At 72.7% G+C, this 26,627-nt stretch carries 26 protein-coding genes; 19 read left to right on the plus strand and 7 right to left on the minus strand.

Features of this window, described 5'->3' with window-relative positions:
- Positions 1-18 precede the first annotated feature (18 nt).
- Positions 19-1,332 (plus strand): MFS transporter, encoded by a 1,314-nt coding sequence (locus tag ACQEVZ_RS57440; protein WP_433384902.1) that lies wholly within the window; start codon positions 19-21, stop codon positions 1,330-1,332.
- 10 nt (positions 1,333-1,342) lie between these two features.
- Entirely contained in the window at positions 1,343-2,587 is a 1,245-nt protein-coding gene (locus ACQEVZ_RS57445) for a PQQ-binding-like beta-propeller repeat protein (RefSeq protein WP_433384905.1), read from the plus strand.
- 6 nt (positions 2,588-2,593) lie between these two features.
- Here ACQEVZ_RS57445 and ACQEVZ_RS57450 read toward each other — a convergent pair whose 3' ends face one another.
- The 4 genes from ACQEVZ_RS57450 to ACQEVZ_RS57465 form a co-directional block, all read right to left on the minus strand.
- A complete protein-coding gene (locus ACQEVZ_RS57450; protein WP_433384908.1) occupies positions 2,594-3,262 on the minus strand; it encodes a hypothetical protein in 669 nt (222 codons plus the stop codon).
- Positions 3,263-3,297: 35 nt separating this feature from the next.
- The gene (locus ACQEVZ_RS57455) at positions 3,298-3,792 is read right to left on the minus strand and encodes a hypothetical protein (RefSeq protein WP_433384911.1); all 495 of its coding nucleotides are present in this window, start codon (positions 3,790-3,792) and stop codon (positions 3,298-3,300) included.
- A 114-nt stretch (positions 3,793-3,906) separates the two neighbouring features.
- Positions 3,907-5,343 (minus strand): NADP-dependent phosphogluconate dehydrogenase, encoded by a 1,437-nt coding sequence (gene gndA / locus ACQEVZ_RS57460; protein WP_433384914.1) that lies wholly within the window; start codon positions 5,341-5,343, stop codon positions 3,907-3,909.
- Positions 5,344-5,520: 177 nt separating this feature from the next.
- Positions 5,521-5,946 carry a hypothetical protein gene (locus tag ACQEVZ_RS57465; protein WP_433384917.1) on the minus strand — a complete coding sequence of 142 codons (426 nt, stop codon included), beginning with the start codon at positions 5,944-5,946 and terminating at the stop codon, positions 5,521-5,523.
- Positions 5,947-6,019: 73 nt separating this feature from the next.
- Between ACQEVZ_RS57465 and ACQEVZ_RS57470 the strand changes: the two genes are divergently transcribed.
- From ACQEVZ_RS57470 to ACQEVZ_RS57545, 16 genes are all read left to right on the plus strand, one after another.
- A complete protein-coding gene (locus tag ACQEVZ_RS57470; protein WP_433384920.1) occupies positions 6,020-6,988 on the plus strand; it encodes a sulfotransferase in 969 nt (322 codons plus the stop codon).
- A gap of 31 nt (positions 6,989-7,019) precedes the next feature.
- On the plus strand, positions 7,020-8,126 hold the full coding sequence (locus ACQEVZ_RS57475) for an LCP family protein (protein ID WP_433384923.1): 1,107 nt from the start codon (positions 7,020-7,022) through the stop codon (positions 8,124-8,126).
- 98 nt (positions 8,127-8,224) lie between these two features.
- Entirely contained in the window at positions 8,225-9,550 is a 1,326-nt protein-coding gene (locus ACQEVZ_RS57480) for a pectate lyase family protein (RefSeq protein WP_433384926.1), read from the plus strand.
- A gap of 192 nt (positions 9,551-9,742) precedes the next feature.
- Positions 9,743-12,154: a glycoside hydrolase family 3 N-terminal domain-containing protein gene (locus tag ACQEVZ_RS57485; protein WP_433384929.1), complete on the plus strand. Its 2,412-nt coding sequence runs from the start codon at positions 9,743-9,745 to the stop codon at positions 12,152-12,154.
- Positions 12,155-12,496: 342 nt separating this feature from the next.
- Positions 12,497-13,723 (plus strand): IS110 family transposase, encoded by a 1,227-nt coding sequence (locus tag ACQEVZ_RS57490; protein WP_433386204.1) that lies wholly within the window; start codon positions 12,497-12,499, stop codon positions 13,721-13,723.
- A 518-nt stretch (positions 13,724-14,241) separates the two neighbouring features.
- The gene (locus ACQEVZ_RS57495) at positions 14,242-14,679 is read left to right on the plus strand and encodes a DUF3307 domain-containing protein (protein WP_433384932.1); all 438 of its coding nucleotides are present in this window, start codon (positions 14,242-14,244) and stop codon (positions 14,677-14,679) included.
- 42 nt (positions 14,680-14,721) lie between these two features.
- A complete protein-coding gene (locus tag ACQEVZ_RS57500; protein ID WP_433384935.1) occupies positions 14,722-15,213 on the plus strand; it encodes an RNA polymerase sigma factor in 492 nt (163 codons plus the stop codon).
- Positions 15,206-16,366, plus strand: a complete 1,161-nt coding sequence (locus ACQEVZ_RS57505; RefSeq protein WP_433384938.1) for a hypothetical protein — start codon at positions 15,206-15,208, stop codon at positions 16,364-16,366. Before ACQEVZ_RS57500 ends, ACQEVZ_RS57505 begins: the two co-directional genes overlap by 8 nt.
- Before the next feature lie 117 nt (positions 16,367-16,483).
- Positions 16,484-17,038 (plus strand): hypothetical protein, encoded by a 555-nt coding sequence (locus ACQEVZ_RS57510; RefSeq protein ID WP_433384940.1) that lies wholly within the window; start codon positions 16,484-16,486, stop codon positions 17,036-17,038.
- Positions 17,035-17,424: a thiol-disulfide oxidoreductase DCC family protein gene (locus ACQEVZ_RS57515; protein ID WP_344504682.1), complete on the plus strand. Its 390-nt coding sequence runs from the start codon at positions 17,035-17,037 to the stop codon at positions 17,422-17,424. The genes ACQEVZ_RS57510 and ACQEVZ_RS57515 overlap by 4 nt, the downstream gene beginning before the upstream one ends.
- Positions 17,402-18,085: a TetR/AcrR family transcriptional regulator gene (locus tag ACQEVZ_RS57520; protein WP_354890972.1), complete on the plus strand. Its 684-nt coding sequence runs from the start codon at positions 17,402-17,404 to the stop codon at positions 18,083-18,085. The genes ACQEVZ_RS57515 and ACQEVZ_RS57520 overlap by 23 nt, the downstream gene beginning before the upstream one ends.
- Before the next feature lie 149 nt (positions 18,086-18,234).
- Positions 18,235-19,437 carry an ergothioneine biosynthesis glutamate--cysteine ligase EgtA gene (gene egtA, locus ACQEVZ_RS57525; protein ID WP_354890971.1) on the plus strand — a complete coding sequence of 401 codons (1,203 nt, stop codon included), beginning with the start codon at positions 18,235-18,237 and terminating at the stop codon, positions 19,435-19,437.
- Positions 19,438-19,509: 72 nt separating this feature from the next.
- Positions 19,510-20,805, plus strand: coding sequence for an ergothioneine biosynthesis protein EgtB (gene egtB / locus ACQEVZ_RS57530; RefSeq protein ID WP_433384945.1), 1,296 nt, complete (start codon positions 19,510-19,512; stop codon positions 20,803-20,805).
- A complete protein-coding gene (gene egtC, locus ACQEVZ_RS57535) occupies positions 20,805-21,545 on the plus strand; it encodes an ergothioneine biosynthesis protein EgtC (RefSeq protein WP_433384948.1) in 741 nt (246 codons plus the stop codon). The genes egtB and egtC overlap by 1 nt, the downstream gene beginning before the upstream one ends.
- A gap of 2 nt (positions 21,546-21,547) precedes the next feature.
- The gene (gene egtD / locus ACQEVZ_RS57540) at positions 21,548-22,519 is read left to right on the plus strand and encodes an L-histidine N(alpha)-methyltransferase (protein WP_433386206.1); all 972 of its coding nucleotides are present in this window, start codon (positions 21,548-21,550) and stop codon (positions 22,517-22,519) included.
- Positions 22,520-23,186: 667 nt separating this feature from the next.
- The gene (locus ACQEVZ_RS57545) at positions 23,187-23,870 is read left to right on the plus strand and encodes a hypothetical protein (protein WP_344504675.1); all 684 of its coding nucleotides are present in this window, start codon (positions 23,187-23,189) and stop codon (positions 23,868-23,870) included.
- A 7-nt stretch (positions 23,871-23,877) separates the two neighbouring features.
- Here ACQEVZ_RS57545 and ACQEVZ_RS57550 read toward each other — a convergent pair whose 3' ends face one another.
- A complete protein-coding gene (locus ACQEVZ_RS57550; protein ID WP_433384951.1) occupies positions 23,878-24,177 on the minus strand; it encodes a hypothetical protein in 300 nt (99 codons plus the stop codon).
- 39 nt (positions 24,178-24,216) lie between these two features.
- On the opposite strand from ACQEVZ_RS57550, the gene ACQEVZ_RS57555 reads away from it, so the two are divergent.
- Positions 24,217-24,690 (plus strand): hypothetical protein, encoded by a 474-nt coding sequence (locus ACQEVZ_RS57555; RefSeq protein WP_433384954.1) that lies wholly within the window; start codon positions 24,217-24,219, stop codon positions 24,688-24,690.
- Between the two features lie 348 nt (positions 24,691-25,038).
- Here the strand turns inward: ACQEVZ_RS57555 and ACQEVZ_RS57560 are convergent, their stop codons facing one another.
- Complete coding sequence (locus ACQEVZ_RS57560; protein WP_433384957.1) at positions 25,039-26,013, minus strand: GNAT family N-acetyltransferase; 975 nt, start codon at positions 26,011-26,013, stop codon at positions 25,039-25,041.
- Complete coding sequence (locus ACQEVZ_RS57565; RefSeq protein ID WP_433384960.1) at positions 26,010-26,591, minus strand: dihydrofolate reductase family protein; 582 nt, start codon at positions 26,589-26,591, stop codon at positions 26,010-26,012. Before ACQEVZ_RS57565 ends, ACQEVZ_RS57560 begins: the two co-directional genes overlap by 4 nt.
- Positions 26,592-26,627: the final 36 nt, after the last annotated feature.

Consider the following 26,627-nt stretch of genomic DNA (forward strand, 5'->3'; position numbering starts at 1 on the left):
ACCTCCGACGATGCGGGCATGCCACTGCTCCTGCTGTCCCTCGCGCAGTTCCTCCTGGCCCTGGACTACTCGATCGTCTACGTGGCGCTGCCCGCGATCGCCGCCGATCTGGACCTGTCGCTGACGGCCGCGCAGTGGGTGGTGAGCGCGTACGCGGTGCCGTTCGCCGGCTTCCTCCTCTTCGGTGGCCGGCTCGCCGACCGGGTCGGGGCGGGCCGCCTCTTCGTCGCGGCGACGGTCCTGTTCGGCGCCGCCTCGGTCGCCGGTGGTCTCGCCGGGAGCGGCGAGGTCCTGCTGGCCGCCCGCTTCGCCCAGGGGGTCGCCGCCGCGCTGCTGCAACCGGCGGTCCTCGGCCTGCTCGGCACCCTCTTCGTCGCGCGGGCCCGGGCGCTGTCCGTCTGGGGTGCCGTCGGCGCCTCGGGTCTCGCCGCGGGTGTCGTGCTGGGCGGCGCCCTCACCCGCCTGTCCTGGCGCTGGACCTTCTTCGTCAACGTCCCGGTGACCCTGCTGTGCGCCCTCGGCGGCCTCGCGTGGCTGCTGCGCCCCTCCCCGCGCGGCGGCGCCCGGATCCCGCTGCCGGGCGCGCTGCTCGGCACCGGCGCGGCCCTCGCCGCGGTGCTGGCGCTGACCTTCCCGGGCTCCGCGCTGCTGCTCTCCGCCGTGGTGGCGGTGCTGCTCGGCGCCGGCTTCGCGCTGCACGAGCGCACCTCGCGCACCCCGCTCATCCCGCTGGCGCTGCGCCGGATCCGCAGCCTGCGGGTGGGCGTGGCGGCGACCGCGCTCTACATGGCCAGCGTCGGCGCGGAGTTCTACGTCGTGACCCTGCTCCTGCAGACGTCCCGCGGCTATTCCCCGCTCCGCGCCGGCCTGGCGTTCCTGCCCCTGGCCGCCCTGGTCACGGTGGGCAGCGCCGTGACCGGCCGGGCGGTGCGCCGGTTCGGCTCCCCTGCCGTCCTGTCCGCCGGCTTCACCCTGGCCGCCGCGGGCCTGGCCTGGCTGGCGGCGTTCGCCGGCGGCTCCTACGCCGGCGGCCTCCTGCCGGGCCTGCTGGTCACCGGTTTCGCCCACGGCATGGTCTACACCGCGATGTTCGTCCTCGGCGCCCGCGACGTCCCGGCGGCGCACCAGTCCTCGGCGGGCGCCGTCCTGACCACGTCCCAATACCTGGCCGGCGCGGTGACGATCGCCCTGCTCACCCTGGTCCTGACCAGCGGCTCGTTCGCCTGGGCCTTCGGGCTGACCGCCGGGGCGGCCGCGGCGGGAGCCCTGATCGCCGTCGCCGCCGTGCCCGGCTTTCGGCCGCGCGGTATCCGCGCGGTCCGTGCCGAGTGACACTGATGCGGTGATCGACCTCGATGCCCCCGGCCCGGTGCGGGCGGCGCCGGCACGCCGCCCCTGGTGGTTGCCGGGGCTGCTCGTCATGGTGCTGGTCCTGCCCGGCAGCGGTCCGATGACGGCCGACTCCGCGTCGGGGCCGCCGGCCCCGTCGGTGGTGCTGGAGGGCGACGGGATCGGCGACATGCGCGCCGACGGCGACACGCTGGTCCTGCTGATGCGGACCGCCGTGGCGGCGTACCGGATGCCGGGCGGCACCCGCCGCTGGAGCGTCCCGGTCGAGCCCGGCGCGCGGCTGCTGGCCGCCTCGCACGGCCGCGTGGTCCTCGCCGTCGAGGAGCCGGCGACCGGCACGGCCGCCCTCGTCGGCCTCGACGCCGCGACGGGCACCGAGGTCTGGCGGCGCGACGGGTCCGTGCCGTCGCCGCCGTCCGGTGAAGGCCCGCCGGGGCTGCTGCTCGCCCGCGCGGACGACGTGATCGACGGGCGCCTCCTCGGCCTCGACGTCCGCACCGGCGAGGTCCGCTGGCAGCTCGGCACGCCCTCGGTCCGCCGCGTCCTGGCGGCGGCCGGCGGCCGGCGGGAGATCGCCGACCTCGACCCCGACGGCACGCTGCTCATCCGCGACGCCGGCTCGGCCGCGGTCGTGCGCACGGTCGCGCTGCCCGGCCTCGGCGCGGTCGACGGCTTCGACGTCGCCGGCGACCGGCTGCTCGTCTACCACTTCGAGCGCACCACGCTGCTGGACAGCGCCGTGTACGACCTGACGACCGGCCGCCGCCTCTGGCAGCGCACCGCCATGGCGGCCGCCGGCGGCCTGTGGTGGTGCGGGACCCTGCTGTGCACCGGCACCGTCGGCCGGACCACCGTGGTGGACCCCGACACCGGCGACCCGCGGTGGAGCATCACCGGCTGGACCGACCTCGGCCCGTTCGGCGACGGCCTCATGTGGGCGACCGAACCCACCCCCGACACCGCCGACCCGGCGCTCGGCGCCGTCGTGCTCGACGCCACCACCGGCCGGGTCGTGCGCCGCTTCGGCCCGTGGGACGTCGTCGCCGCGCTCCCGGGCCACGCCGCCCTGGTGACCGGCCGCAACCCCGGCGGCTCGCTGGTCGCCCGCCTCGACCTCACCACCGGCGCGGTGACCGTCCTGGGCCGCACCGAGCACTGGCCGGCCCCGCCGAAGTGCCTGGCCACCGCCACGCTGCTGGCCTGCCACCGCGAGCGGGTGTCGGTCTGGCAGCTGTGACGCCGGCTACCGGTCCGCTTCGAGGGGGTACCCGTACTTCTCGGCCGCCACGCGGACGTGACCCGGTGCGGCCGCCGGGTTGATCGCCCGGATCACCGCGCCGGTCAGCGGCAGGAACGCGGCGACGTGCCCGACCGCGGCCCTGGGCAGGACGACCTCGTGCACCTCCTCGGCGTACGTGCAGTACTGCTCGGCGATGTCGTCGAAGAGGACGTCCAGCAGCCACGAGCCGTCCGGGTCCACCTCGTCGTCGTCCGCGGGCGAGAAGTCGATGTCCTCCCCCGCGTGCCACCGCTCGTCACCGGCGCGCCGCCACAGGACGAAGGTGGCGTCGAGCGTGCCACCCGGGCCGCTGAAGGTGGGCTCGGCCGCCATGGCCTCGAACTCCTGGGGAAGCCCGTCGAGCAGCCCCGGCCACAGCCCGCCGTCCGTGTACCTGAACATCGACGACTCGTGGTAGACACCCCGGACGAAGGCACCCCCGCCGGCGGTGAAGACGATGTCGTACTCCTCACCGCTCCCGTTACGCATCGCCGCCGCCTCGTCACCGCCCCACGCACGGTCGTAGGTGTAGTAGTCACCCCCGACGATCGCGTCAAGCACCGCCAGCGCCTTGCACCGCCGCCGCACCACCTCAACCGCAGGCAACCGCTCCGCAACGTCGTACACCGTCACGCCCGCATCGTAAGCCGCCGCCAACCACCGGCCGGTCAGACGCTCCCTCCGCGGCTGCGGATGTACTCCTCGATCTCCTCGTCGGTCGGCGGCCGGAAGTAGTCGTACGGCGCCACCGAGACGCCCTCGCAGACAAGGCGAGGATCATCCTCGTCGGCCGCAGGGTCCAGGTCCGACGCGTCCATCGACGCCATCGAGAAGATCGCGAATCCCGGCTCGAAGCGGTACCCGATGTCGATCGGCTCGTACCGGTGGCCCTTCGCCGCCAGGTCAGCCACGACGTCGTCGAGGAAGCGGAAGGTCAGCTGCACCCCGTCGAAGAAGACCTCCTCACCGCCGCCGGAGTACGCGATCTCGACCACCTCGACGGTCTCGTCCGGCGTGTAGGTCAGGACGAGGCATGGGCTCGTGTCGTACACCGCCCTGCTGGAACGACCAGGGTGAACGGGGCCACCGATGCGACGCTCCACGTCCGCGCGGCGCTCGCCGACCTTCGCCAGCGCCACACCTTCACCGGGAAGGATCTCCATCTGGCAATTGTGCCAGCCATGCCGCACGCCCCAACGGCGACGGGCTGGGGGTGAAACGCCGGACCGCCACGCCGGTGGAGCAAGGTGGCGTGGCGGTCCGGGGAGGGGGGTGGGTCAGGCGGTGTGTTCCTTCTTGTCGCCGGCCCACTGGGTGTGGAAGGAGCCGTCGCGGTCGGTGCGGCGGTAGGTGTGGGCGCCGAAGTTGTCGCGGAGGCCCTGGATCAGGGCGGCGGGCAGGCGCTCGGCGCGCAGGCCGTCGAAGTAGGCCAGCGAGGACGAGAACGCGGGGGTGGGGATGCCGGCCTGGGCGGCGGCGACCACGACGCGGCGCCAGGAGGGGACGCCGGAGTTCACGGCGTCGGCGAAGTACGGGGCGACCATGAGGCTCTTCAGCGACGGGTTCTCGTCGTAGGCCTCGCGGATGCGGTTGAGGAAGCGGGCGCGGATGATGCAGCCGCCGCGCCAGATGGTGGAGACGGCGCCGCGGTCGATGTCCCAGCCGAACTCGGCGGAGCCGGCCTCGATGTGGTCGAAGCCCTGCGCGTACGCGACGATCTTCGAGGCGTAGAGGGCCAGGCGCACGTCCTCGATGAACTGGTCCCGGTCCTCGACCTGGAGCCCGCCCGAGGTCGAGGGGAAGGCCGCACGGGCCGCGGCGCGCTGGTCGGCGTGGCCGGACAGGGAGCGGGCGAAGGTGGCCTCGGCGATGCCGGTGATCGGCACGCCCAGGTCGAGGGCGCTCTGCACGGTCCAGCGGCCGGTGCCCTTCTGCTCGGCCTGGTCCAGGACGATGTCCACGAAGGCCTGGCCGGTCTCGGCGTCGACGTGGCCGAGGACGTCCGCGGTGATCTCGATGAGGAAGGACTCGAGGTCGCCGGTGTTCCAGGTGCGGAAGATGTCGGCGATCTCGGCCGGGGTGGCGCCGATGCCGGCGCGGAGCAGGTCGTAGGCCTCCGCGATGAGCTGCATGTCGGCGTACTCGATGCCGTTGTGGACCATCTTCACGAAGTGGCCGGCGCCGTCGGGGCCGACGTGCACGCAGCACGGGGTGCCGTCGACGACCGCGGCGATCTTCTCGAACATGGGGCCGAGGGTCTGGTACGACTCGGGTGAGCCGCCGGGCATGATCGAGGGGCCGAGCAGCGCGCCCTCCTCGCCGCCGGAGACGCCGGTACCGACGAAATGCAGACCGGCGGAGCGCAGCGCCTGCTCGCGGCGGCGGGTGTCGGCGAAGTGGGCGTTGCCCGCGTCGACGATCATGTCGCCGGGCTCCAGGAGCGGGATCAGCTCGTCGATGACGGCGTCGGTGGGACCGCCGGCCTTGACCATGATGATGACGGCCCGCGGGCGTGCGAGGGACGCGACGAAGTCGGCCATCGACTCGCTCGGCACGAACGTGCCCTCGTGCCCGAACTCGTCCACGAGGCGGCGGGTCCGCTCGTAGGAGCGGTTGTGCACGGCGACGGCGTAACCATTGCGGGCCAGGTTGCGGGCCAGGTTACGTCCCATCACCGCGAGACCGGTCACGCCGATCTGAGCAAGGTCGGACATCGGAACCTCTCCAGTCAAAGACGATCTCGCCCCGACCGGCGATCACTACCCCGGGATCTCGGTTCGAAGCGCGCGTCGGACCAGGCTACCCGCCTGCTGTTGCGCCCCGGCACGGCACGGGCGGCGGGTTCCAGGATCCAGGAGAGCCGCTGCCGGGGTGATGAGGGAAGGACCGCCTCACCCGTACTGCTCCAGGAACACCGACAGGCGTTCGGTGAGCGCCGGCAGCGCCCCGACCTCGGTGGGTTCGGCGGCGGTGTCGCCGAGACGCCGCATGCTCTCGGTGAGCATCGGGGCGAGTTCGTCGCGCAGCGCGCGCATGTCGTCGTCCGGCGGCGGCAGGTGGGCGAGCTTGTCGATCCGGGTGGCGGTGCGCCTGGTGCCGCCGTCGAGCAGGACGGTCACGTAGAGCGTCGTCACCCGGCCTTGCCGCAGCTCGGTGCCGGCGGCATACGCGGACTCGAGGGCGTCGTGCGCCGACTGGGCGGCCTCGACCGCCGTCGCGCGGAACTCGTGCCGGCCCGGCGGCTGGGTCGAGGCGAACGTGCCCCAGCCGAGGACCAGGGTCAGGACCACGGCGGCGATGACCAACCCGCGTCGCATCACGCCGTGGTACCCCTGATCCATGGCGGGTCAAACGCCCCGGCAAAACGGTCCAACCAGGTCGTAACCCGCGATGGCGGCGCAACGTTGGACGAAGGTGCACACCGACGAGCCGCCGACCACCCGCGTGCTGTACCTCGCCGGGTGGGGCCGCAGCGGCAGCACCCTCGCGGAGGGAATGCTGGACCAGGTGCCCGGCCTCGTCGGCGTCGGTGAGATCAAGTTCCTCTGGGAGCGCGGCCTGCTGCAGAACCGGCGGTGCAGCTGCGGCACGCCGCTGCGCTCGTGCGAGTTCTGGGTGGAGGTCCTGCACGAGGCGTTCGGCCGCATCCCGGACGACGACGAGCTGCGCGAGCTCGACGAGGCGTCCCGCCGCTTCCGGACCCGGCACCTGCCGGGGCTGGTGCTGCGCCCGACCCGGCCGCCCGGCGCGGACGAGCTGCGCTGGTACTACCGGGCCCTCGCCGACCTGTACCGGGCCGTGGCGAAGGTCAGCGGCGCCGACGTCGTCGTCGACTCCTCGAAGTTCCCGTCCTACCTGACGGCGCTGCTGCAGGCGCCCGGCCTGGACGTGCGGGTGGCGCACATCGTCCGCGACCCGCGGGCCGTCGCGTATTCGTGGCAGCGGCACAAGAAGGACCCGGACGCGCCGAACGGCGAGCTGATGCCCCGCATGCACCCGGCGTCCACGGCGCTGTACTGGTCGGCGTGGAACCTCGCGACGGAGCGGATCACCCGCCGGGCGGGCCTGCCGTACCTGCGGTTCCGGTACGAGGACCTGGTCGCCGCGCCGGACGCGACGCTGCGGGCCGTCACCCGGCTCAGCGGCGTCCCCGCCGCGGCGGTGCCGGTCGGCGACCGCGGCGAGGTGTTCGTGCGCCCCACCCACCAGGTCTCCGGCAACCCCGTCCGGTTCCGCTCCGGGGCGGTCCACCTGCGGCTCGACGACGAGTGGACGAGGGGGATGGCGCCGCGGCACCGCCGGTTGACCGGGGCCTTCACCGTGCCGTTGCGGCGCCGGTACGGGTACCGCGACTCCTAACATCCGCGCCCTGCCCGCCGATGCTTGCAGTGTGTGGCGCGGGATGATCGTCACCGCCGTCACGCTGGTCTCGCTGGTCGGCGGGGGCACCGTGGCGTGGCGGCACTACGAGGGCGCCGTCGACCAGGTGGACCTGCTCGGCGAGGCGGCGCGGGACCGCCCGCCCCCTCGGCAGATCACCATCGAGTCGGCGCCCCGGTGGAGTCCGCCGCCGGCGTCGGCGCAGCCGGGGCGCAACATCCTCCTCGTCGGGATCGACGCGCGGCCCGGCGAGGACCAGGCCGGCGCCCGCGCCGACTCGATCATCGTGCTGCACGTGTCGGCGGGCGGCGACCGGGCCTGGCTGGTGTCGCTGCCGCGGGACACCCGGGTCGAGATCCCCGGGCACGGCACCGACAAGCTCAACGCCGCGTTCGCGGCCGGGTCGCAGGGCGGCGGCGGGCGGGCCGGCGGGTTCGCGCTGCTCGCCACGACCGTGCGGCAGCGCACCGGCCTCGCCTTCGATGCCGGCGCGATCATCGATTTCGCCGGGCTGCGCCGGGTCGTGGACGCGGTCGGCGGCGTCGACCTGTGCGTCGACGTGCGGACCGTGTCCGTGCACATCGGGTGGGACGCGCAGGGCCGGCAGACCGCGCCGTTCCGCCTGATCCCCCCGACGTTCCGCCCCGAGCGGATCCCCGGGGTCAGGCCGCAGGTGTACGAGGTGGGCTGCCGCCACTTCGCCGGCTGGGAGGCCCTCGACTACGTGCGGCAGCGGGAGCTGCTGCCGGACGGCGACTACGGCCGCCAGCGCCACCAGCAGCAGCTGCTCACCGCGCTCGGGCGCCGGGTCACCTCGGCCGGCGTGCTGGGCAACCCCCTCGCGCTCGACCGGACGCTGACCGCGGTCGGCGAGTCGCTGACCTTCGACGGCAACGGGCGGTCCGTCACCGACTGGATGTTTCAGCTGCGCGGGCTGCGCCCCGACGCGGTGACGATGCTGCGGACCAACGGCGGGCAGTTCAACGCCGCGACCCGCAACGGCACGGCGTTCGAGCAGCTGGACCCCGTGACGCTCGACCTGTTCGCCGCGGCCTGTTCGGATTCCTTGGACGCGTTCGCCCGGAAGCATCCGGACTGGGTCATCCAGCCGTCCTGACTGCAACAATCCTGCAAACGCAGAGCATTGACTCCGCTCTGTACCGGGTGGCACGTTGGCGCTAGGAATGCGCTTTCCTCGCCTCTTTTGGAGTCTGCATGCGCAAGACCACCGTCGTGGCCGCCGCCGTCGCCGGCGCGGCACTGCTCGCGGGCGCGGCCGTCAGCGCCCCGATCGCCTTCGCAGGCGCCGGCACACCCCCCGCCGCCCTCGCATCAGCCCGTCAGGCCCTGCCCGCCGGCGACGGCTGGGCCTCGGACACCACCGGCACCACCGGCGGCGCGCTGGCCGACGCCGACCACGTCTTCACCGTCCGCACCCGCGACGAGCTGGCCGCGGCCGTCGCCGGCGACACCCCGAAGATCGTCTTCGTGTCCGGCGGGATCGACGCCAACGCCGGCCACACGTGCGCCGACTACGCCGACCCGGCGTACAGCCTGGACGCGTTCCTCGCCGCGTACGACCCGGCCGTCTGGGGCCGCGCCACGAAGCCCACCGGCCCGCTCGAGGACGCCCGGGCGCGGTCGGCGAAGAACCAGGGCGCGCGGGTCAACATCAAGGTCGGCGGCAACACCACGATCGTCGGCCTCGGCGGCTCGAAGATCACCGGCGCCAACCTGCTCGTCGAGAAGGTCGACAACGTCATCCTGCGCAACCTGCGCCTCGAGGACGCCCACGACTGCTTCCCCTCGTGGGACCCCACCGACGGCGCCCTGGGCAACTGGAACTCCCTCTACGACACGGTGACCGTCACCGGCTCCACCCACGTCTGGGCCGACCACAACAACTTCAGCGACGGCAACAACACCGACGAGACGCAGCCGCTGTACTTCGGCCGCCCGTACCAGGTCCACGACGGCGCCCTCGACGTGATCCGCGCCTCCGACCTCGTCACCATCTCGTGGAACAACTTCTTCGACCACGACAAGACGATGCTCATCGGCTCCTCGAACACCGTCGGCGCCGACGTCGGCAAGCTCCGCGTCACCATCCACCACAACCGCTTCGCCAACGTCGGCCAGCGCGTGCCGCGGGTCCGCTTCGGCCAGGTCGACGTCTACTCCAACTACTTCTACGCCACCGACGAGGACAGCTACAGCTACTCGTGGGGCGTCGGCGTCTACGCCTCGCTCTACGCGGAGAACAACTTCCTGCTCCGCAGCGCCGACATCCCGCTGTCGTCCGTCGTGTACGACTGGCGCGGCACCGCCCCCGGCACCATCACCGAGGTCGGCACCGCCACCCGGATCGGCACGGGCCCGGTCTCGGCCGTCAGCCTCGTCGACGAGTACAACGCCGGCCACGAGCCCGACCTGACGGCCGGCACCTGGGTGCCGACCCTGCGGGCCGCGGCCCCGGACCCCGCGACGGCGGTCCCGGCCCTGGTGTCCGCGAAGGCGGGCGCGGGCAAGCTCGGCTTCTGACGCTTTGCTGGTTCGACACACCCCACCACCGCACCGGCCGACGGCAATCCGTCGGCCGGTGCGGCTTTGTAGCTTTCATTCCTGGCGGCGCGGTGAGCAGGGATTTCGTGCTCTTGCGGGAGCGGCGACCGGCGTACGGGGGCAGCCGCGGCTTAGCGTCGGAGCCCCCTGCCGCCGAGGAGGAACACCCGGATGCGCCGCTCCGCCATCACCTTCGCCGCCACCTGCGCTCTCGTCGCCGCGACGTTGACCGTCGCCCGGCCGGCGCTGGCCGCCGTGCCGTACGAGGACCCGTCGCTGCCGGTCGCCACCCGGGTCGAGGACCTGCTGTCACGCATGACGCTCGACGAGAAGATCGGGCAGATGACCCAGGCCGAGCGCGCGTCGGTCACGCCGGCCGAGGTCACCCAGTACAAGATCGGCTCGATCCTCTCCGGCGGCGGCTCGGCGCCCTCGCCGAACACGGCGACCGGCTGGGCCGACATGGTCGACCGGTTCCAGAACGGCGCCCTGGCCACCCCGCTGCGCATCCCGCTGATCTACGGCTCCGACGCGGTGCACGGGCACAACAACCTCGCCGGCGCCACGATCTTCCCGCACAACATCGGCCTCGGCGCGACCCGCGACCCGGCGTTGGTGCAGCAGGTCGGTGCGGCCACCGCCGAGGAGGTGCAGGGCAGCGGCGTCGACTGGACCTTCTCGCCGTGCCTGTGCGTGGCCCGCAACGACCGGTGGGGCCGCACCTACGAGTCGTTCGGGGAGAAGCCCGAGCTGCCCGTGCAGATGGCCACGATCATCGACGGCTACCAGGGCAAGGGCGTGCTGGCCACGGCCAAGCACTACGTCGGCGACGGCGGCACGACCGGCGGAGTCGACCAGGGCGACACCCAGCTGTCCGAGGCGGAGCTGCGCGCCGTGCACCTGCCGCCGTTCACCGAGGCCGTGCGGCGCAACGTCGCGTCGGTGATGGTGTCGTACTCCTCCTGGAACGGCCAGAAGCTGCACGGCAACGACTACCTCATCACCACCGTCCTCAAGGGCGAGCTGGGCTTCAAGGGCTTCGTCGTGTCCGACTGGAACGGCATCGACCAGATCGAGGGCGGCACCGGGTTCACCGCCTCCGAGGTCCGCCGCGCGGTCAACGCCGGCATCGACATGGTCATGGTGCCCACCGAGTGGAAGTCGTTCATCACCACGCTGCGGGCCGAGGTGCAGGCCGGCCGGGTGACGACGGCCCGCGTCGACGACGCCAACCGGCGGATCCTGACGAAGAAGTTCGAGTACGGGCTGTTCGAGAAGCCCCTCGCCGACCGCACGTTCACCCCGACCGTCGGCAGCGCCGCCCACCGCGCCGTGGCCCGCCAGGCCGTCCGCGAGTCGCAGGTGCTGCTGAAGAACACCGGCAACGTGCTGCCCCTCGCGAAGAACGGCGGGCGCTACTTCGTGGCCGGCAAGAGCGCCGACAACATCGGCAACCAGAGCGGCGGCTGGACGATCAACTGGCAGGGCGCGAGCGGCCAGACCACCACGGGCACCACGATCCTGCAGGGCATCCGCGCCGCCGCGCCCGGCTCGACGGTGCAGTACAACGCGACCGGCGCCGGCATCGACGGCTCCTACACGGCGGCGATCGCGGTCATCGGCGAGACCCCCTACGCGGAGGGCCAGGGCGACCGGCCCGGCTCCCTCGGCCTGGACGCGACCGACCTGCAGGCACTCAACACGCTCAAGGCGTCGGGCGTCCCGGTCGTGGTCGTCCTCGTCTCCGGCCGCCCGCTCGACATCGCCGCGCAGCTGCCCGACTGGCGCGCCCTGCTCGCCGCCTGGCTGCCCGGCACCGAGGGCGCCGGCGTCGCCGACGTGCTCTTCGGCGACCACAACCCGACCGGCAAGCTGCCTGTCACCTGGATGCAGACCGCGTCCCAGGAGCCCATCAACGACGGCGACGGCAAGACACCGCTGTTCCCGTTCGGGTTCGGCCTGAGCTACACCGGCACCGTCGAGTCGCCCGGCCAGCCCGGCACCCCGGTCGCGTCGGCGGTCACCTCGACCTCGGCGACGCTGACCTGGACCGCGCCGGCCTCGGGCAGCACCCCGACCGGCTACCGGGTGTACCGCGACAGCACCCTGCTGGCCACGGTCACCGGCCTGTCGTACCAGCTCACGGGCCTCACGCCGGGCACCACGACCCGGTACACGGTCGTCGCCGTCGACGCCGCCGGCCGGACGGGTCCCGCCTCGGCGGCCGCGACGGTCACCACCCCGGGCGGCACCGATCCGACCGCGACCTGCGCGGTCACGTACACGGCGAGCGAGTGGGGCGGCGGCGGCTTCGGCGGCGCGGTGACGATCCGCAACACCGGCGGCACCGCGCTGTCCGCATGGACCCTGGCGTTCACGTTCCCCGGCAACCAGCGCGTCACCCAGGGCTGGTCGGCGACCTGGTCCCAGACCGGCGCCGCCGTCACCGCCCGCAACGAGTCCTGGAACGGCGCCCTCCCCACCGGCGGCACCGTGTCGATCGGCTTCAACGGCTCGTACACCGGCACAAACCCCCGCCCGACGGCCTTCACCGTGAACGGAGCCGCCTGCACCGTCAGCTGAGCACCGCCCGCGCCGCCGGGCCCTCCACCCCCGGCGGCGCGCTCACTCCCGCAGCCGCTTCCCGATCTGGCCGGCGACAAGAAGTACCACTCCGCCTAATGGGAGCTACCGGGTCAGCCGCTGGCAGACTCGGTGCCTGGTAGCCGCGGACGGGGTGAGCACTCCCACCGCCTGGACTGAACGTTGAGTCCTACGGTCAGAACGTGCCCCCGTCCGTGGTCGGGAGATGGACGGCTGATGGGGTGTCGTGCCCGCTGAACGCGGCGTGAGCACTGGTCCATTAGGACGCCGATGTCTTCCGCGGGCTGCTGGTGTTGACCCGTGGCAGAGCGGAGATCCGGAGTGTTGTTCGTCGGCGACGACTGGGCGGAAGATCATCACGATGTGGAGGTGCAGGACGAACACGGCCGGGCGGTGCGCACGGCCCGACTGCCCGAGGGCGTGGACGGGATCGCCCGTTTCCATGACCTCGTCGCCGGGTTCCTGCCCGTGGACGCCCGACCCGCGGATGTCCTGGTCTGCATCGAGACCGACCGGGGGCCGTGGGTCCGGGCGCTGACCGCGGCCGGCTACCAGGTCTACGGAGTGAACCCGAAGCAGGCCGCCCGGCACCGTGAACTGCTGTCGTTGTCGGGCGCCAAGAGCGACAAGGCCGACGCGCACACCCTGGCCGACATGGTCCGCACCCGCCGCCACCAGCTGCGTCAGGTCGCCGCGGACTCAGACATCGCCGAGGCGGTCAAGGTCGTCGCGAGGGCGCATCAGACGCTGATCTGGGAACGCACCAGGCACACGCTGCGGCTGCGGGCGGCGTTGCGGGACTACTTCCCGGCCGCTGTGCAGGCATACCAGGTGCTGACCCTCACCGGTGGGGACGCCCTCGAACTGCTCGCCAAGGCCCCGACACCAGCCGCCGCGGCGAAACTCACCGTCGCCCAGATCAGCGCGGCGCTGCGCAAGGCCCGCCGCCGGGACATCCCCGCCAAGGCCGCCGCGATCCAGCAGGCACTCCGCGCCGAGCACCTCGGCCAGGCCGACATCGTCGCCGGCGCCTACGCGGCCACCGTCCGGGCGACAATCGCGGTCCTGCAGACCCTCAACACCGAGATCCGCACCCTCGACGGTGAGGTCGAGGCCCATTTTGGCCTGCACCCGGACGCTGAGGTCTACCTCAGCCAACCCGGCATCGGCGCGGTCCTCGGCGCCCGGGTGCTCGCAGAGTTCGGCGATGCCACCGGTCGCTACGCCGACGCCAAAGCCCGCAAGAACTACGCCGGGACCGCCCCGATCACCCGCCAGTCCGGCAAGACGCAAACCGTCCACGCCCGGTACGTGCACAACGACCGCCTCATCGACGCCCTGCACATGCAGGCCGGCGCCGCGATCCTGCACGACCCCGCCGTCCGCGCCTACTACGACGAACTCCGCGCCCGCGAGATCGGGCACAACGCCGCTCTCCGCCAGATCGGCAACCGACTCGTCGGCATCCTCCACGGATGCCTCAAAACCACCAGCCCCTACAACCAGACAACCGCCTGGTCACACCGCACACAAGCCACCGCTGCTTGACACCTCAGCTCCTGGGGTGTCTGACCGCCCATTCCAGACCGCCACGCCACCAAGTCCCACCGGCGTGGCGGTCCGGCGTTTCACCGCGGCACCGGCGGCCCGGGACGTCGGCGTCAGGCTCATCCGCTGTCAGCGGCGGCCGGCGCTTGGTCGGGCAACGCAGCGCTCGCTTCGCCCCCGGCGTGTGTGGCTGAGGCGGTGGGTTCAGGGGAAGCTGCACCAGCCGCGGCGCTCGTCGGCGATCCGCGGACAGGCGTCTGGCGCGGCGTGACGCAGGAGGAGCGGGACTGACGCCCCCAGGGTCGCGGGTCCACCATGCCACCGCTCATGCCCGCCGGGGAACCTCTGCGTGGGAGTGGATCACGCGACTCACGACACATGTGTTCTGCAACGTTCGACGTAGAAGTCGGGTGCGGAGCGGGCGGATGATGGCGGCTCCATCAATGTCGATGCGGCGGGACGGCCCCATCCTCCAAGACCGAACCGTCCCGCTGCTCCCCGTGAGGAGCCCCTCCATCATGTCCTATGAGACGCTGAGCCGGTCCGTCGTTTTCGTGGTGACGCTCGTGGTCCTGCTCGTCGGGCACTCGCTCGGTGATCACGTGGCGCAGACCGACCGGCAGGCGACGCACAAGGCGACCCGCGGCGCCGCCGGCTGGCGGGCCCTCGCTGGGCATCTGCTGACGTACCACGTGACGATCACCGCGGCGCTGCTGCTGACCTGCGCGGCGCTGCGCCTGCCGCTGTCGCCGGCCGGGGTCGGCGCCGGGGTGGCGTTCTCCGCCCTGACCCACGGCCTGCTCGACCGGCGCTGGCCGGTGCGGGCGGTGCTGCGGGCGACAGGCTCGCCGCGGTTCGCCGACACGACCAGCCCGGTCTGCGGCATGTACGTCGCCGACCAGGCCCTGCACCAGGTCTCGCTGCTGATCTCGGCGCTGCTCGTGGCCGGCTTGTAAATCGGGGTGCAACACTTCGGCGGGTCCAGGCGTGATACCGGCATGCCACGCCCTCCGGAGGACTTCGCGGAGCTGTACGGGACCCGGTTCGCCGGGATCGCTGTGCAGCTCTACGCGTACCTGGGCGACCATGCCGAGGCGCAGGACCTGACCCAGGAGGCGTTCTGCCGTGCCCTGGAGCGCTGGCCGGCGGTGTCCGGTTACACCGACCCGGCCGCGTGGGTGCGGCACGTCGCGTGGAACCTGGCGACGAGCCGGCTCCGGAGGTTGCAGCACGCGGTGCGCTTCCTGCAACGCCAGCGCGTCCCCGACCCGGTGCAGGGCCCGTCGCCGGACCGGGTCGTCCTGGTGGAGAGCCTGGCGAAGCTGCCCGCGGCGCAGCGCCGGGCCCTGGTCCTGCGGCACCTGGCCCAGCTGACGACGGCGGAGATCGCCGAGCAGGAGGGCGTCGCTGAGGGCACCGTGCGGTCGTGGCTGAGCCGCGGCCGGTCGGCGCTGGCCGCCGAGCTCGACCGGGAGGTGTGGCATGCGTGAGACACAGGTCGAGGAGGAGTTCGCCCGGTTCGCCGAGGAGTTCGCCGGGACGTTCCGGCCGCTGCCGGTGGAGGACCTGCCGGTCCGGGTCACGCCGGCGTGGATGGTCCACCGCCTGCGCGGCTGGCTCGCGGGGCTCCTGGTCGCCGCGCTCACGATCGGCGGTGGGCTGGCGCTGCGCGCGGCCGGCGCCGGCCGGCCCATACCGAGGCCTTCCGGTTTCCAGGTGGTCGAGCGGCCGGTGGTGCTCGACGGCGCCACCGGCCCGCGCCAGCTCATGTTCGCCGACCGCCGGCACGGCTGGGTGCTCTACAACCGGTGCGTCGCGGACGTGTGCGACCCGCTCCTGGGCAGCACCGACGACGGTGGCCTCACCTGGCGGGCGCGGCAGCTGCCGCGCCTCGGGGCCGCGGGCGTCCTGCACCACGCCCACGAGCGGGGGGTCTGGCTCACCGACGGGCAGGGCGCGTGGTCGTCGTCCGACGGCGGCGGCACCTGGATCGAGCAGCCGCGGGACGACGCCCCGTGGACGCGGTCGCCGGACGTGCTGACCACGACCTGCCCGCAGCCGCTGACCGACGGCTGCACCGGCCGGCTGCTGCGGGGCGGCGCCGAGGACGTCGGCGCGGCGCCGACCCGGGCCGGGTGGATCCCGGTCACGGGTGTGCGCACCGCCGACGGCGGCCTGTGGGTCGTGATGCAGCGGCACCTGATGGACGCCCCGTCCCTGCTGGTGCACTCCGCCGACGGCACCACCTGGACGGACGTGCGGGAGGTGCGGGAGGCGATCCGCCTGCTGCTGTCGCCGGACCGGCGCGAGCTCTGGTACTCCAGCGACCAGACCGGCATCGTCGCCCGGCTGGTGGACGGCCGGGCGGTCGACCAGCCGCCGCTGCCGGCGGACGCCCGCGAGGTGGCCGCGCTCGGCGGCGGGCGCCTGCTGTGGCTGTCCCGTCAGGACGGTCGGGACGGCCTCGACGGGCTGCGGCTGCGGGGCGCGGACGGCACCGAGGAGTGGATCTCCATACCGCTGAGCACGATCAACAAGCCGACGCTGCAGGTGCTCGGCGACGGCTTGGTGGTCGTGGGCGGCGACGACGGCAAGGTGACGACGGTGGGCACGGTCGGTGGCACATGGGTCACGTACACGTGAGCCCGACGCACGCACGCGCGAGCGCGACCCTGTCTCATTGCGCTCACGTACACGTGAGCGCAATGAGACTGGACCCACAATTGAACGCGTTCAAGAACGGGTCTACCGTGAGCGTAGTTGAACACGTTCAAGAAGGGGCCGGTCATGGACCTCAAGCTCGGCACGTACCTCATCTATCTGGCGGTGAGCATCGTCCTCACCGTCTGGGTGGCGCGGACGCTGCTCAAGAACGGCCAGGTGTTCCTCGACGACGCACTCACGGACGAGCGGCTCGCCAAGTCGGTCAACCACCTGCTGGTGGTCGGCTTCTACCTGCTCAACCTCGGCTACGTGGCGGTGGCGCTGAAGATCGGGCAGCGACTGCCGGACGGCAGCTCGGCGATGGAGGCCCTGGCGTGGAAGCTGGGCCTGGTGCTGCTCGTGCTCGGCGGGCTGCACTTCTTCAACCTGTTCGTGCTGAGCCGGTTCCGCCGGCGGCGGATGCTGGACCAGCTGCCGCCGCCCGTCCCGCCGACCAGGATGATGCCGGCTCCGTATCCGCCGCTGCCGCCGTACGGGATGTCGCCGCGCCCGGCCGCCCCGCACGGCTACCCGAAGCCCACCTCGCAGCCGGTACCGCAGCAGATGCCGCGGCCGGAGACCCAGCCCGACGAGCCGCTGCCACCGCAATGATCACGAAGCTCACCGTGCTCTACGACGCGGGTTGCGGACTGTGCCGGACGGCACGGGCGTGGCTCGCGTCGCGGGCGCAACTGGTGCCGCTGGAGTTCGTTCCGGCGGGTTCGGATGAGGCGCGCCGCCGGTATCCGGCGCTCGATCCGGCAGAGACCCTGGCCGACATCACGGTGGTCGCCGACGACGGCGGCATCTACACCGGCGACGCGGCATGGATCATCTGCCTGTGGGCGCTGGAAGGTTATCGGGGGCTGGCGGCGCGCCTTGCCCGGCCAGACCTGCGTCCGACGGCGCGGCGGATGGTGGCCGCGGCGGCCGCCGTACGCCGGGGGACGACGCCACAAGGATATGGTGCGGACTGTGGTGGAACCTGCGACGTCTGACACCGAGCCGACCGCGAAAGGCGAACAGACCCGGCGGCTGATCGTGGACACCGCCGTCCGGCTCTTCGGCGAGCAGGGCTACGACAAGACCACGATGCGCGCGATCGCGACGGCCGCCGGCGTCTCGGTCGGCAACGCGTACTACTACTTCCCGTCCAAGGATCACCTGGTCCAGGCGTTCTACACCACGGTCCAGGACGCCCACGCCGAGGCGTGCGAGCAGCTCCTGGCCGCGCCGGGGACGTTCGTCGACCGGCTGCGCGCCGCGATGCTCGCCGGCGTGGAGACGATGGCGCCCTATCACGGCTTCGCCGGCACGTTCTTCAAGACGGCCGCCGAGCCCGGCTCACCGCTGAGCCCGTTCAGCGCCGAGTCCGCGCCGGCGCGGGAGCGGTCGGTGCGGATGTTCCGGTCCGTCGTGGACGGCGCCACCACGAAGATCGACCCCGAGCTGCGGGCCGAGCTGCCGGAGCTGCTGTGGCTCGCGCAGATGGGTGTCACGCTGTACTGGGTGCACGACACCTCCCCCGGGCAGGAGAAGACCCGGCTGCTGGTCGAGCGGTCCGCGCCGCTGATCGACCGGCTGGTCGCGATGTCCCGCTTCCGGATGTTCAAGCCCGTCACGCGGGAGATCCTCGGCCTGTACCGGTTGCTGCGCTGAGGTGTCGGCGTTCACTCGGGCGGGTACATCTACGGTTCACGACCAGCAGGTGTTCGCCAAGTTCGAACGCGTGTACGTAACGGATCGGTAACCACTTGTTCAACGTGAACGTTCGCCGACGGCCGGATCCTCGGGTAGCGTCGGCTCGCATGGCGACCTTGCGTATCGACCGCACGGCCGCCGACTCCGATGCGGTGATCTGCGCCATTGAGCAGGCCGAGGGCTACATTGCATCGATCTGCTTCAAGACGGGACCACCGGAGACGGTCGGCGTCGAGCTCGAGTACACCGTCCATGCCAGCGCTGACCCAACGACATACGTCGATCCCGATCGAATGTGTCAGGCGCTCGGCGACCACGCACCACCCGCCCTGCACGCCGGCACGGCACACCTGCCGTTGCGGCACGGGTCGGCCGTCACCCTCGAACCGGGTGGCCAGGTGGAGCTCTCCACCGTCCCGCAACGCTCCCTGACGGACCTCCACGAGGCCGTCAGCGCCGATCTCGCGGAGCTCACCGGGCGACTCGCCCGCGCCGGGCTGGAGCTCGGCGGCACCGGCATCGACCCGCACCGCCGGCCGCGGCGGATGCTCTCCACTCCCCGGTACGACGCGATGGCGTCGGCGTTCGCGCGCCGCAACGACGCCGGGCGCACCATGATGTGCAGCACCGCCGGCCTGCAGGTCTGCCTCGACGCGGGCCCGCCGTCACGCTGGGCCGCGGTGCACGACCTCGGGCCGCCGCTCATCGCCCTGTTCGCCAACTCGCGGCGCCACGCCGGGCACGACACCGGCTGGGCGTCGGCGCGGATGCGCACGTGGCTGGCGATCGACCCGTCCAGGACCCGTCCGGTCCCCTTTCTTGAGGATCCCGCCGGCGAGTGGGCCCGCTACGCCTTGGACGCGCAACTGCTCTGCGTCCGGCGCGCCGACGGGCCGTGGACCGCGCCGGCGGGGGTCACGTTCGCCGACTGGATCCGCGGCGCGCTGGGCGAGCCGCCCACCTGGGCGGACCTGGACTACCACCTGAGCACGCTGTTCCCGCCGGTGCGCCCGCGCGGCTACCTCGAGGTGCGCTACCTCGACACGCTGCGGGGCCCCGACTGGTTCGCGCCGGCCGCGATCCTCACCGCGCTGCTCGCCGACGAGCCGACCGTCGACCGGGTGCGTGAGCTGTGCGCGCCCGTCGCCGGCGAGTGGGCCCTGGCCGCCCGCCTCGGCATGGCCGACCCGGCCCTGGCCCGGGCCGCGACCGCGGTCCGCGACCTGGCCCTGTCACGGCTCGACCTGCCCGACGACCTGCTGCTGGACGTCATCGAAGGGAGCACCCGCCATGAACGGTTCGAAGCGTAGCGTCTGGTCCGGCCGTCGCCGGAGCGCGGCTCGCTGCAGCGCGGCTCGCCGGAGCGCCGCGGAGGTGACGGCATGAGTCTGAGAGAGCGCGTGGCCGCCGAGCTGGAACGCACCCGCCGGCGGTCCGAGATCCTCACCGACGCCGTCGACGACGCCGACCTCGTCCGGCAGCACTCGCCGCTGATGTCTCCGCTGGTGTGGGACCTGGCGCACATCGGCAACCAGGAGGAGCTGTGGCTCGTCCGTGACGTCGGCGGCCGCGAACCCGTCCGGCAGGACATCGACCACCTCTACGACGCGTTCAAGCACGCCCGGCGGGACCGGCCGCAGCTGCCGCTGCTCGGCCCGGCGGAGGCCCGCGCGTACGTCTCGACCGTCCGCGACAAGGTGCTCGACGTCGTCGACCGCCTGCCCTCAGACCCGGCGCGGCAGCTGCTGCGGGACGGGTTCGCGTTCGGGATGATCGTGCAGCACGAGCAGCAGCACGACGAGACGATGCTCGCCACCCACCAGTTGCGGGTGGGTTCGCCGGTACTGGCGGCAGACCCGCCACCGTCCGCGGTCGTCGCCGTGGGCGGGGAGGTGCACGTGCCGGCCGGACCGTTCGACATGGGCACGTCGACCGAGCCGTGGGCCCTGGACAACGAACGCCCCGCGCACCGCGTCGACGTGCCCGCCTTCTGGATCGACGCCGCCCCCGTCATGAACGCCCAGTACGCGGCGTTCATCGACGCCGGCGGCTACGACCAGCCGCGCTTCTGGTCCGCCGCCGGCTGGGAGCACCGTGTTTCGGCCGGGCTGGAAGCGCCGCTGCACTGGACGCGGGACGGCGGCGACTGGCACGCCACCACCTTCGGCCGCACGGCGCCGATCGTGCCGGACGCGCCGGTGGTGCACGTCTGCTTCCACGAGGCCGCGGCGTACGCCGCCTGGGCCGGCCGGCGGCTGCCGACCGAGGCCGAGTGGGAGAAGGCGGCCAGGTTCGACCCCGCGACGGGCCGATCCCGGCGGTACCCCTGGGGCGACGACGACCCGACGCCGCGCCACGCCAACCTGGGCCAGCGGCACCTGCGGCCGGCATCCGTCGGCGCCTACCCGGACGGTGCGTCGCCGCTCGGCGTCCACCAGCTCATCGGCGACGTGTGGGAGTGGGTCGACAGCGGCTTCCTGCCCTATCCGGGGTTCAGCGCCTTCCCGTACCGCGAGTACTCCGAGGTGTTCTTCGGCGGCGACTACAAGATGCTGCGCGGCGGGTCGTTCGGCACCGACCGGGCGGCGTGCCGGGGCACGTTCCGCAACTGGGACCACCCGATCCGCCGCCAGATCTTCAGCGGCTTCCGCACGGCCTCCTCCTCGGGGCCCGCCTAGTGTGCCGTCACCTGGCGTACCTCGGTCCGCCGATCCCGCTGTCGCGACTGCTCTTCGACGCGCCGCACGGCCTGTCACACCAGTCGTGGGCGCCGCGCGACATGCGGGGCGGCGGCACCATCAACGCCGACGGCTTCGGGCTGGGCTGGTTCCCCGGTCCCGTGGTGTACCGGTCGGCCCGTCCACTGTGGACCGACCCGTCACTGCCCGCGCTGGCCTCGGCGACCTCGTCGGGCGCGGTGCTGGCCGCGGTGCGCTCCGCCACGGTCGGCATGCCCGTCACCGAGTCCGCGGCCGCGCCGTTCACCTCCGGGTCCTGGTTGTTCAGCCACAACGGGCGCGTCGCCGGGTGGCCCGACAGCGTCGCCGCGCTCGCGTCCGAGCTGCCGGTGCGCGACCTGATCACCCTGGACGCCCCCACCGACAGCGCGCTGCTGTGGGCCCTCGTCCGGGCGCGCCTGCGGGCCGGCTCGTCCCCCGGCGACGCGGTGTCCTCGGTCGTCACCTCGGTGGCGGTAGCGGCGCCCGGTTCGCGGCTCAACCTGCTGCTCACCGACGGCCGGTCCATCGCCGCTTCCGTGTACGGCCACGCGCTGTCCGTCCGCGCTGCCCCCGACGGCGGGGTGCTCGTCGCGTCCGAACCGCTGGACGACGACCCCGGCTGGCGCGCCGTCCCCGACTTCTCCCTGCTCGTCGCGGACCTGTCCGCGGTACACATAACGGAAGGTGCCTTCTCGTGACACTGCACGATCCCGACCTCGACGTGTACCTGCTCGACGCCGACCTCACCGCCGCCCTGCGCGCCGACGCCCGGGCGGGCCTCACCGCCACCCCGAAGACCCTCCCGCCGAAGTACTTCTACGACGCCCGCGGCAGCGAACTGTTCGAGGAGATCACCCGCCTGCCCGAGTATTACCCGACCCGCGCCGAACGCTCGATCCTCGCCGACCGGGCCTCGTCGATCGCCCGCATCACCGGCGCGAAGACCCTCGTCGAGCTGGGCTCCGGCTCCTCGGAGAAGACCCGTCTGCTGCTCGACGCGCTGCGCGACGCCGGGACGCTGGGCTCCTTCGCCCCGCTCGACGTGTCGGCCTCCGCTCTCCGCGACGCCGTCAGGACCCTCCGAACCGCATACCCTGACCTGCACATCCACGGCATCGTCGCCGACTTCGTCAACCACCTGGAAACCCTGCCCGACACCGGCGACCGTCTGGTCGCCTTCCTGGGCGGCACGATCGGCAACTTCACCCCCGCCGAACGCGCCCCCTTCCTCGCCGCGCTCCGCGCCCGCCTCAACCCCGGCGAGTGGTTCCTCCTCGGCGCCGACCTCGTCAAGTCCCCGTCGGTCCTCGTCCCCGCCTACGACGACGCGGCCGGCGTCACCGCCGAGTTCAACCGCAACGTCCTGCACGTCCTCAACCGCACCCTCGACGCCGACTTCGATGTCGCCGCCTTCGAGCACGTGGCCCTCTGGGACCCCGCCAACGAATGGATCGAGATGCGCCTGCGCTCCACCACCGCGCAGCAGGTGCACGTCGCCGCCCTGGACCTGACGGTCACCTTCACCGCCGGCGAGGAGCTCCGCACCGAGGTCTCCGCCAAGTTCCACCAGTCCGGCCTGACCGCCGAACTCACCGCGGCCGGCTTCTCCGTCCGCCACTGGTGGACCGACCCCGCGCAACGGTTCGCCCTGACCCTGGCCACTGCGGCGTAACCACTCCCACCCCTCGGCGGCCGCGGAGACACACTCCTGTCCCGCGGCCGCGGGGGTAGCGCTCCCGTTCCGCGGCCACCGCCGGAACGCTCCTGTCCCTGGGATGCTCTCCGGCCCCGCAGCGCAGCAAGTCCTGTTCTCTGGCCGCCGCCGGGACGCCCCTGTCCCTCGGATGCTCTCCGGCCCCGCAGCGCAGCAAGTCCTGTTCTCTGGCCGCCGCCGGGACGCTCCTCGCCACCGGCCACCGCTAGGACGCTCTTCTCCACGGCCGCACCTCGGATGCTCACCCCATCCCGCAGTCGCCGCGGCGCTGCACTCCTGTCCCGCGGTGGCCGCCGTGTCTCCCCCGTGTCCTGCGGGCATCCCGCACCGCAGCCACGGCCCCGCTCGATCCACCCTCCTACCCGCTCCGGTCTTCTCGGTGGATTCCGCTCTCCGCGGCCCGTTGGCTCGCCGATTAGCTGAGGTCCGCCCGAGGCCATCACCCTGCGATCCCAACTCCATCGGTCGTCCCGCCTGCGGCGCCTGCCCGTCCTCGGGCGCCGCTGCTCAGGTCCGGCTGCTCAGGTCCGGCTGCTCAGGTCCGGCTGCTCAGGTCCGGCTGCTCAGGTCCGGCTGCTCAGCGCCGCTTCAGCGCCGTTTCAGCGGACCGCCGCATGCTGCTGGCATGACCGCATCGCCCCCGGCACGGACCGTCTTCGTCGGCACGCCGGCGTTTCTCGGCCGGATCGACGGCGTGACCCGCTGCGCCTTCTGGACCACCGAACCCGTCGAGCACGACTTCGACCCTGCCCGTCTGATCAGCGTGGACCTGGCCCGTGCTCCATCCGCCGCCGTCGCCGAGGAGATCTCCTGGGCGGACGTCGACGTCGACGACTGTTTCAGCGCCCCGGACGGCGACACCGGCGGGTCCACCCTCGGCCCCGCGTGGCCCGAGCTCCGCCTCACCGGCGCCGTCTACCTGGCCACCGCCTTCATCGACCGCCTCCCTCCTTCACTGCGCCCCACCCCGGCCTCCACCGGCTTCACAGGCGCCGAATACGAGTGCCAATCCGTCGTGTACTGGCCCGGCACCCCCGACCCGCGGGCCGGAAACCGCTACGCCGGCCACTGCGCCGAGATCCTCGAGCAGCGAGGCACCCTCGCCCGCGTCGCCGTCTTCCCGCCGGGCCGCTCCACCGACCCGGCCACGTCCCCGGTCACGATGTGGCTCGACCTCGCTTCCCCGGAACACTGCGACGCCGGCCCAGCCAGCCTCACCACCATCGGCGGCCCGGTGACCCGAGGCCCCTTGTTCCTGATCGCCGGCCGTGTCCCTTCCCCTTCGACTACCAACGGGAGCACCGAATGACGAACCATCAACTGCTGCGCACCACCGTCCCCACGAGCGCGATCGCCCCGAAGCTCCCACCGTGGGCGGGCCCCAGCCGCCTCGCACCGTCGGCCTTGTCCGCCGGCCCGCGTCTGACCGCGACCGCCAGCCACTCGCCGGCCCTGACCTCCGGCGCCGCGCGCACGGCCTCACCCTCCGGCGCCGCGCGCACGGCCTCACCCTCCGGCGCCGCGCGCACGGCCTCACCCTCCGTCGGCACGGCGGCGGCAACACTCCGGCGCACGTCGGTGGCGATCTCGGCGCGGGCCGGATCGCTGCAGTCCATCAAGTGGCCGGATGCGCTCGGCGATTGACCGGCTGACCGGTGTCCCTCCCTTCGCTGAACGTCGCCTCGCCGGACTGCTCCGAGTCGTTCTTCGCCGGCCGTGTCGCCAGGTGCGTGCAGCTGCATCACGCCGCCTCCCTCGCCGAGCTGCGTGACGTGCTGACAACGGCGGCGTGGCCGGCAGGACCGGTGCACCTGGACCTGATCGGCCACTCGACCCGTGGGCAGCACCTGCTGCGGCTCGGTCGCACCCCGATCGACATGCTCGAACGCGACGTGGCCCGGTTCTTCACCCACTTGGCCGCCGACCGGATCCTGGACCGCCACGACGTGGTGGCGGTCCGGCTCCTCGGCTGCCAGACCGCGGTGACCGACCCGGGGCGCCGCACGCTGCGGATGCTGTCACGGGTGCTGGGCCTTGCCACGTACGGCACGCTCGTCCCCCTCCTCAAGAGCCACTCCGACGCGTCAGGGCTGTCGCCCCGGTTCGCGCACGTGCTCGCCTCCGGCTGACCCTCCACCCACCGAAAGGACCACCACATGCACCGGCTTCCGACTGTTCCGCCGCCATGCCACCCACGACGGCCCGGCCCACACCGCAGGACCTGGTGCCGCCGCGAGCGCCTCCGCCGCACCTGGCACCCACGAACCTGGCACCGCAGGCAGTGACCCAGCAGCCGCCGCCCGCAAACGCCGAACACAGTGACCCAGCAGACACCTCCGGCGCACCGCCCACAGACGGTCGGCAGGCACAACCGGACGGGTGTCTGCCGGCACCGGTCCGCGGACCGCGGTCGATGCGACTTCAGTCCGCGGGCGGCCTGCGATCAAGCAGCATCACCGCGTCAGCAGGTCACGGCCTCACGCGGTCGAGGACTGTAAGCCGAGCGCCTCGCCCGCCACTGGCGCGGAATACACGATCCTGATCTCGGTGGTGCGATACCCGGCCCGGACGAAGGCGGCTGCCATCGGCGCGTTGGTCGCGTCGGTCGTCGCGGTGATGACCTGGGCGCCGTCGGCGGCGTGGATGCGCGTGATCTCGCCGAGGATGTCGTCGACATAGCCGTGGCCTCGCATCTCGGGCACGACGCCGAGATACCCGACATTGCGGTGGTACGGCGTCGCCGACGGCACCGCCAGCCCCACCAGCACCCCGTCCCCCGTCGTGACGATCCGCCACCACGAACGGTCCCCCGGGCACCCGAGATAGAAGTCCATCTCGGAGCGTGCGGCGGCGTCGATGCCGTCCGCGGCGACGCTGCGCCGCGTCTGCACGTCGAGGCTGCCCGACGCGACCCGGCGGAACGCGTGCAGGAACTCCTCGTCGCTCGCCTCCTGGAACACCAGACGGTCACGCTCCCGGCCGGCCACTCCCGAGGCGACCGGCCCGGGCGTCCACTCGAAACGCAGCCGCTCCACCTCGTCGGTCAGTCCAGCGGCGATCGCCGCGTCCCGCCGCCAGCCGACGGCCGCCGCCGTCGCGGGGTCGTCCCGCCACCCCGCTGCGACCGACACGGTGAACTGCGGCGCCGCCGGCGCGCCCAGTGCCGACATCCCCGCGCGGAGCAGCGCCGCCGCAAGCGCCGCACGGTCTGGCACCGACGGGTCGACGCTGAGACAGTCGAGCGCGACCGGATGGGTGTCCCCGGCCCGTCCCCACCACAGTGCCCTGGCGATGATCTGGCCGTCGCGCTCGGCGATCCAGGTCCACTCCGGCCGGTACATCCGAGCGGCGAGGTCGGCCCGGAAGCGCTCGGCGCTGATCCAGCCGACCGGCTCGTCGACGACGACTGCGGCGACCCGGTCGATGTCGTCGGGCGTGGCGGCTCGGATCATGGCGTCACCCTCTCATAGGTCATGAACGCGACACCCGTGTCGAACGTGCGCGTGCCCGCCAGCCGGAACGGCATGGGCTTGAACGGCGCGGCGAACAGCGGTACACCGGAACCGATCGCGACCGGATTGACCTTGAGGATCAGCTCGTCGATCTCGCCGACCAGCTGCGATGCCAGCGCGCCGCCGCCGCACAGCCAGATGTCGAGCCCCTCGCGCCGCTTCAGGTCCCGGACGAAATCGGCGGGATCGGTGTCCGCGCCCAGGAACGTGACCGTCGGGTCGACGTCGGTGAGCGTCCTGGAGAAGACGAACTGCTCCAGATGTCGATAGGGGCTGGTGATGCCGATCGCGAGGCCGGGCTCATAGGTGCCGCGGCCCATCACGACGGTGTCGAACCGCTTGTTGGGCACGCCTTCCAGGCCGAGCGGCACCCGGGCGTGCGTGGGCAGGGTCTCGGGCCAGGAGGCGATGATCGCCGCCGCCGAGTCGTCCTCGAACCCGAGGAAGTCGAACTGTCCGTCGGGGCCGGCGATGAAGCCGTCGAGCGTGGCGGCGACCAGGTAGGTCAGCTTTCGCATGTCAGTCACTCACTTCGCTTGAATCACTGTGGATGA

The organism is Dactylosporangium sp. CA-152071 (assembly GCF_050936335.1).
Lineage (GTDB): Bacteria > Actinomycetota > Actinomycetes > Mycobacteriales > Micromonosporaceae > Dactylosporangium > Dactylosporangium maewongense.

What these genes read in the sequence shown, in the direction of transcription:
- ACQEVZ_RS57485 (WP_433384929.1), top strand. Translation starts at nt 9,743, where the DNA reads ATGCGCCGCTCCGCCATCACCTTCGCCGCCACCTGCGCTCTCGTCGCC.
- ACQEVZ_RS57505 (WP_433384938.1), top strand. Translation starts at nt 15,206, where the DNA reads ATGCGTGAGACACAGGTCGAGGAGGAGTTCGCCCGGTTCGCCGAGGAG.
- egtA (WP_354890971.1), top strand. Translation starts at nt 18,235, where the DNA reads ATGGCGACCTTGCGTATCGACCGCACGGCCGCCGACTCCGATGCGGTG.
- ACQEVZ_RS57495 (WP_433384932.1), top strand. Translation starts at nt 14,242, where the DNA reads ATGTCCTATGAGACGCTGAGCCGGTCCGTCGTTTTCGTGGTGACGCTC.
- ACQEVZ_RS57500 (WP_433384935.1), top strand. Translation starts at nt 14,722, where the DNA reads ATGCCACGCCCTCCGGAGGACTTCGCGGAGCTGTACGGGACCCGGTTC.
- ACQEVZ_RS57550 (WP_433384951.1), bottom strand. Translation starts at nt 24,177, where the DNA reads ATGGACTGCAGCGATCCGGCCCGCGCCGAGATCGCCACCGACGTGCGC.
- ACQEVZ_RS57565 (WP_433384960.1), bottom strand. Translation starts at nt 26,591, where the DNA reads ATGCGAAAGCTGACCTACCTGGTCGCCGCCACGCTCGACGGCTTCATC.
- ACQEVZ_RS57465 (WP_433384917.1), bottom strand. Translation starts at nt 5,946, where the DNA reads ATGCGACGCGGGTTGGTCATCGCCGCCGTGGTCCTGACCCTGGTCCTC.
- ACQEVZ_RS57470 (WP_433384920.1), top strand. Translation starts at nt 6,020, where the DNA reads ATGGCGGCGCAACGTTGGACGAAGGTGCACACCGACGAGCCGCCGACC.
- gndA (WP_433384914.1), bottom strand. Translation starts at nt 5,343, where the DNA reads ATGTCCGACCTTGCTCAGATCGGCGTGACCGGTCTCGCGGTGATGGGA.
- ACQEVZ_RS57545 (WP_344504675.1), top strand. Translation starts at nt 23,187, where the DNA reads ATGACCGCATCGCCCCCGGCACGGACCGTCTTCGTCGGCACGCCGGCG.
- ACQEVZ_RS57455 (WP_433384911.1), bottom strand. Translation starts at nt 3,792, where the DNA reads ATGGAGATCCTTCCCGGTGAAGGTGTGGCGCTGGCGAAGGTCGGCGAG.
- ACQEVZ_RS57515 (WP_344504682.1), top strand. Translation starts at nt 17,035, where the DNA reads ATGATCACGAAGCTCACCGTGCTCTACGACGCGGGTTGCGGACTGTGC.
- ACQEVZ_RS57560 (WP_433384957.1), bottom strand. Translation starts at nt 26,013, where the DNA reads ATGATCCGAGCCGCCACGCCCGACGACATCGACCGGGTCGCCGCAGTC.
- egtB (WP_433384945.1), top strand. Translation starts at nt 19,510, where the DNA reads ATGAGTCTGAGAGAGCGCGTGGCCGCCGAGCTGGAACGCACCCGCCGG.
- ACQEVZ_RS57440 (WP_433384902.1), top strand. Translation starts at nt 19, where the DNA reads ATGCCACTGCTCCTGCTGTCCCTCGCGCAGTTCCTCCTGGCCCTGGAC.
- ACQEVZ_RS57480 (WP_433384926.1), top strand. Translation starts at nt 8,225, where the DNA reads ATGCGCAAGACCACCGTCGTGGCCGCCGCCGTCGCCGGCGCGGCACTG.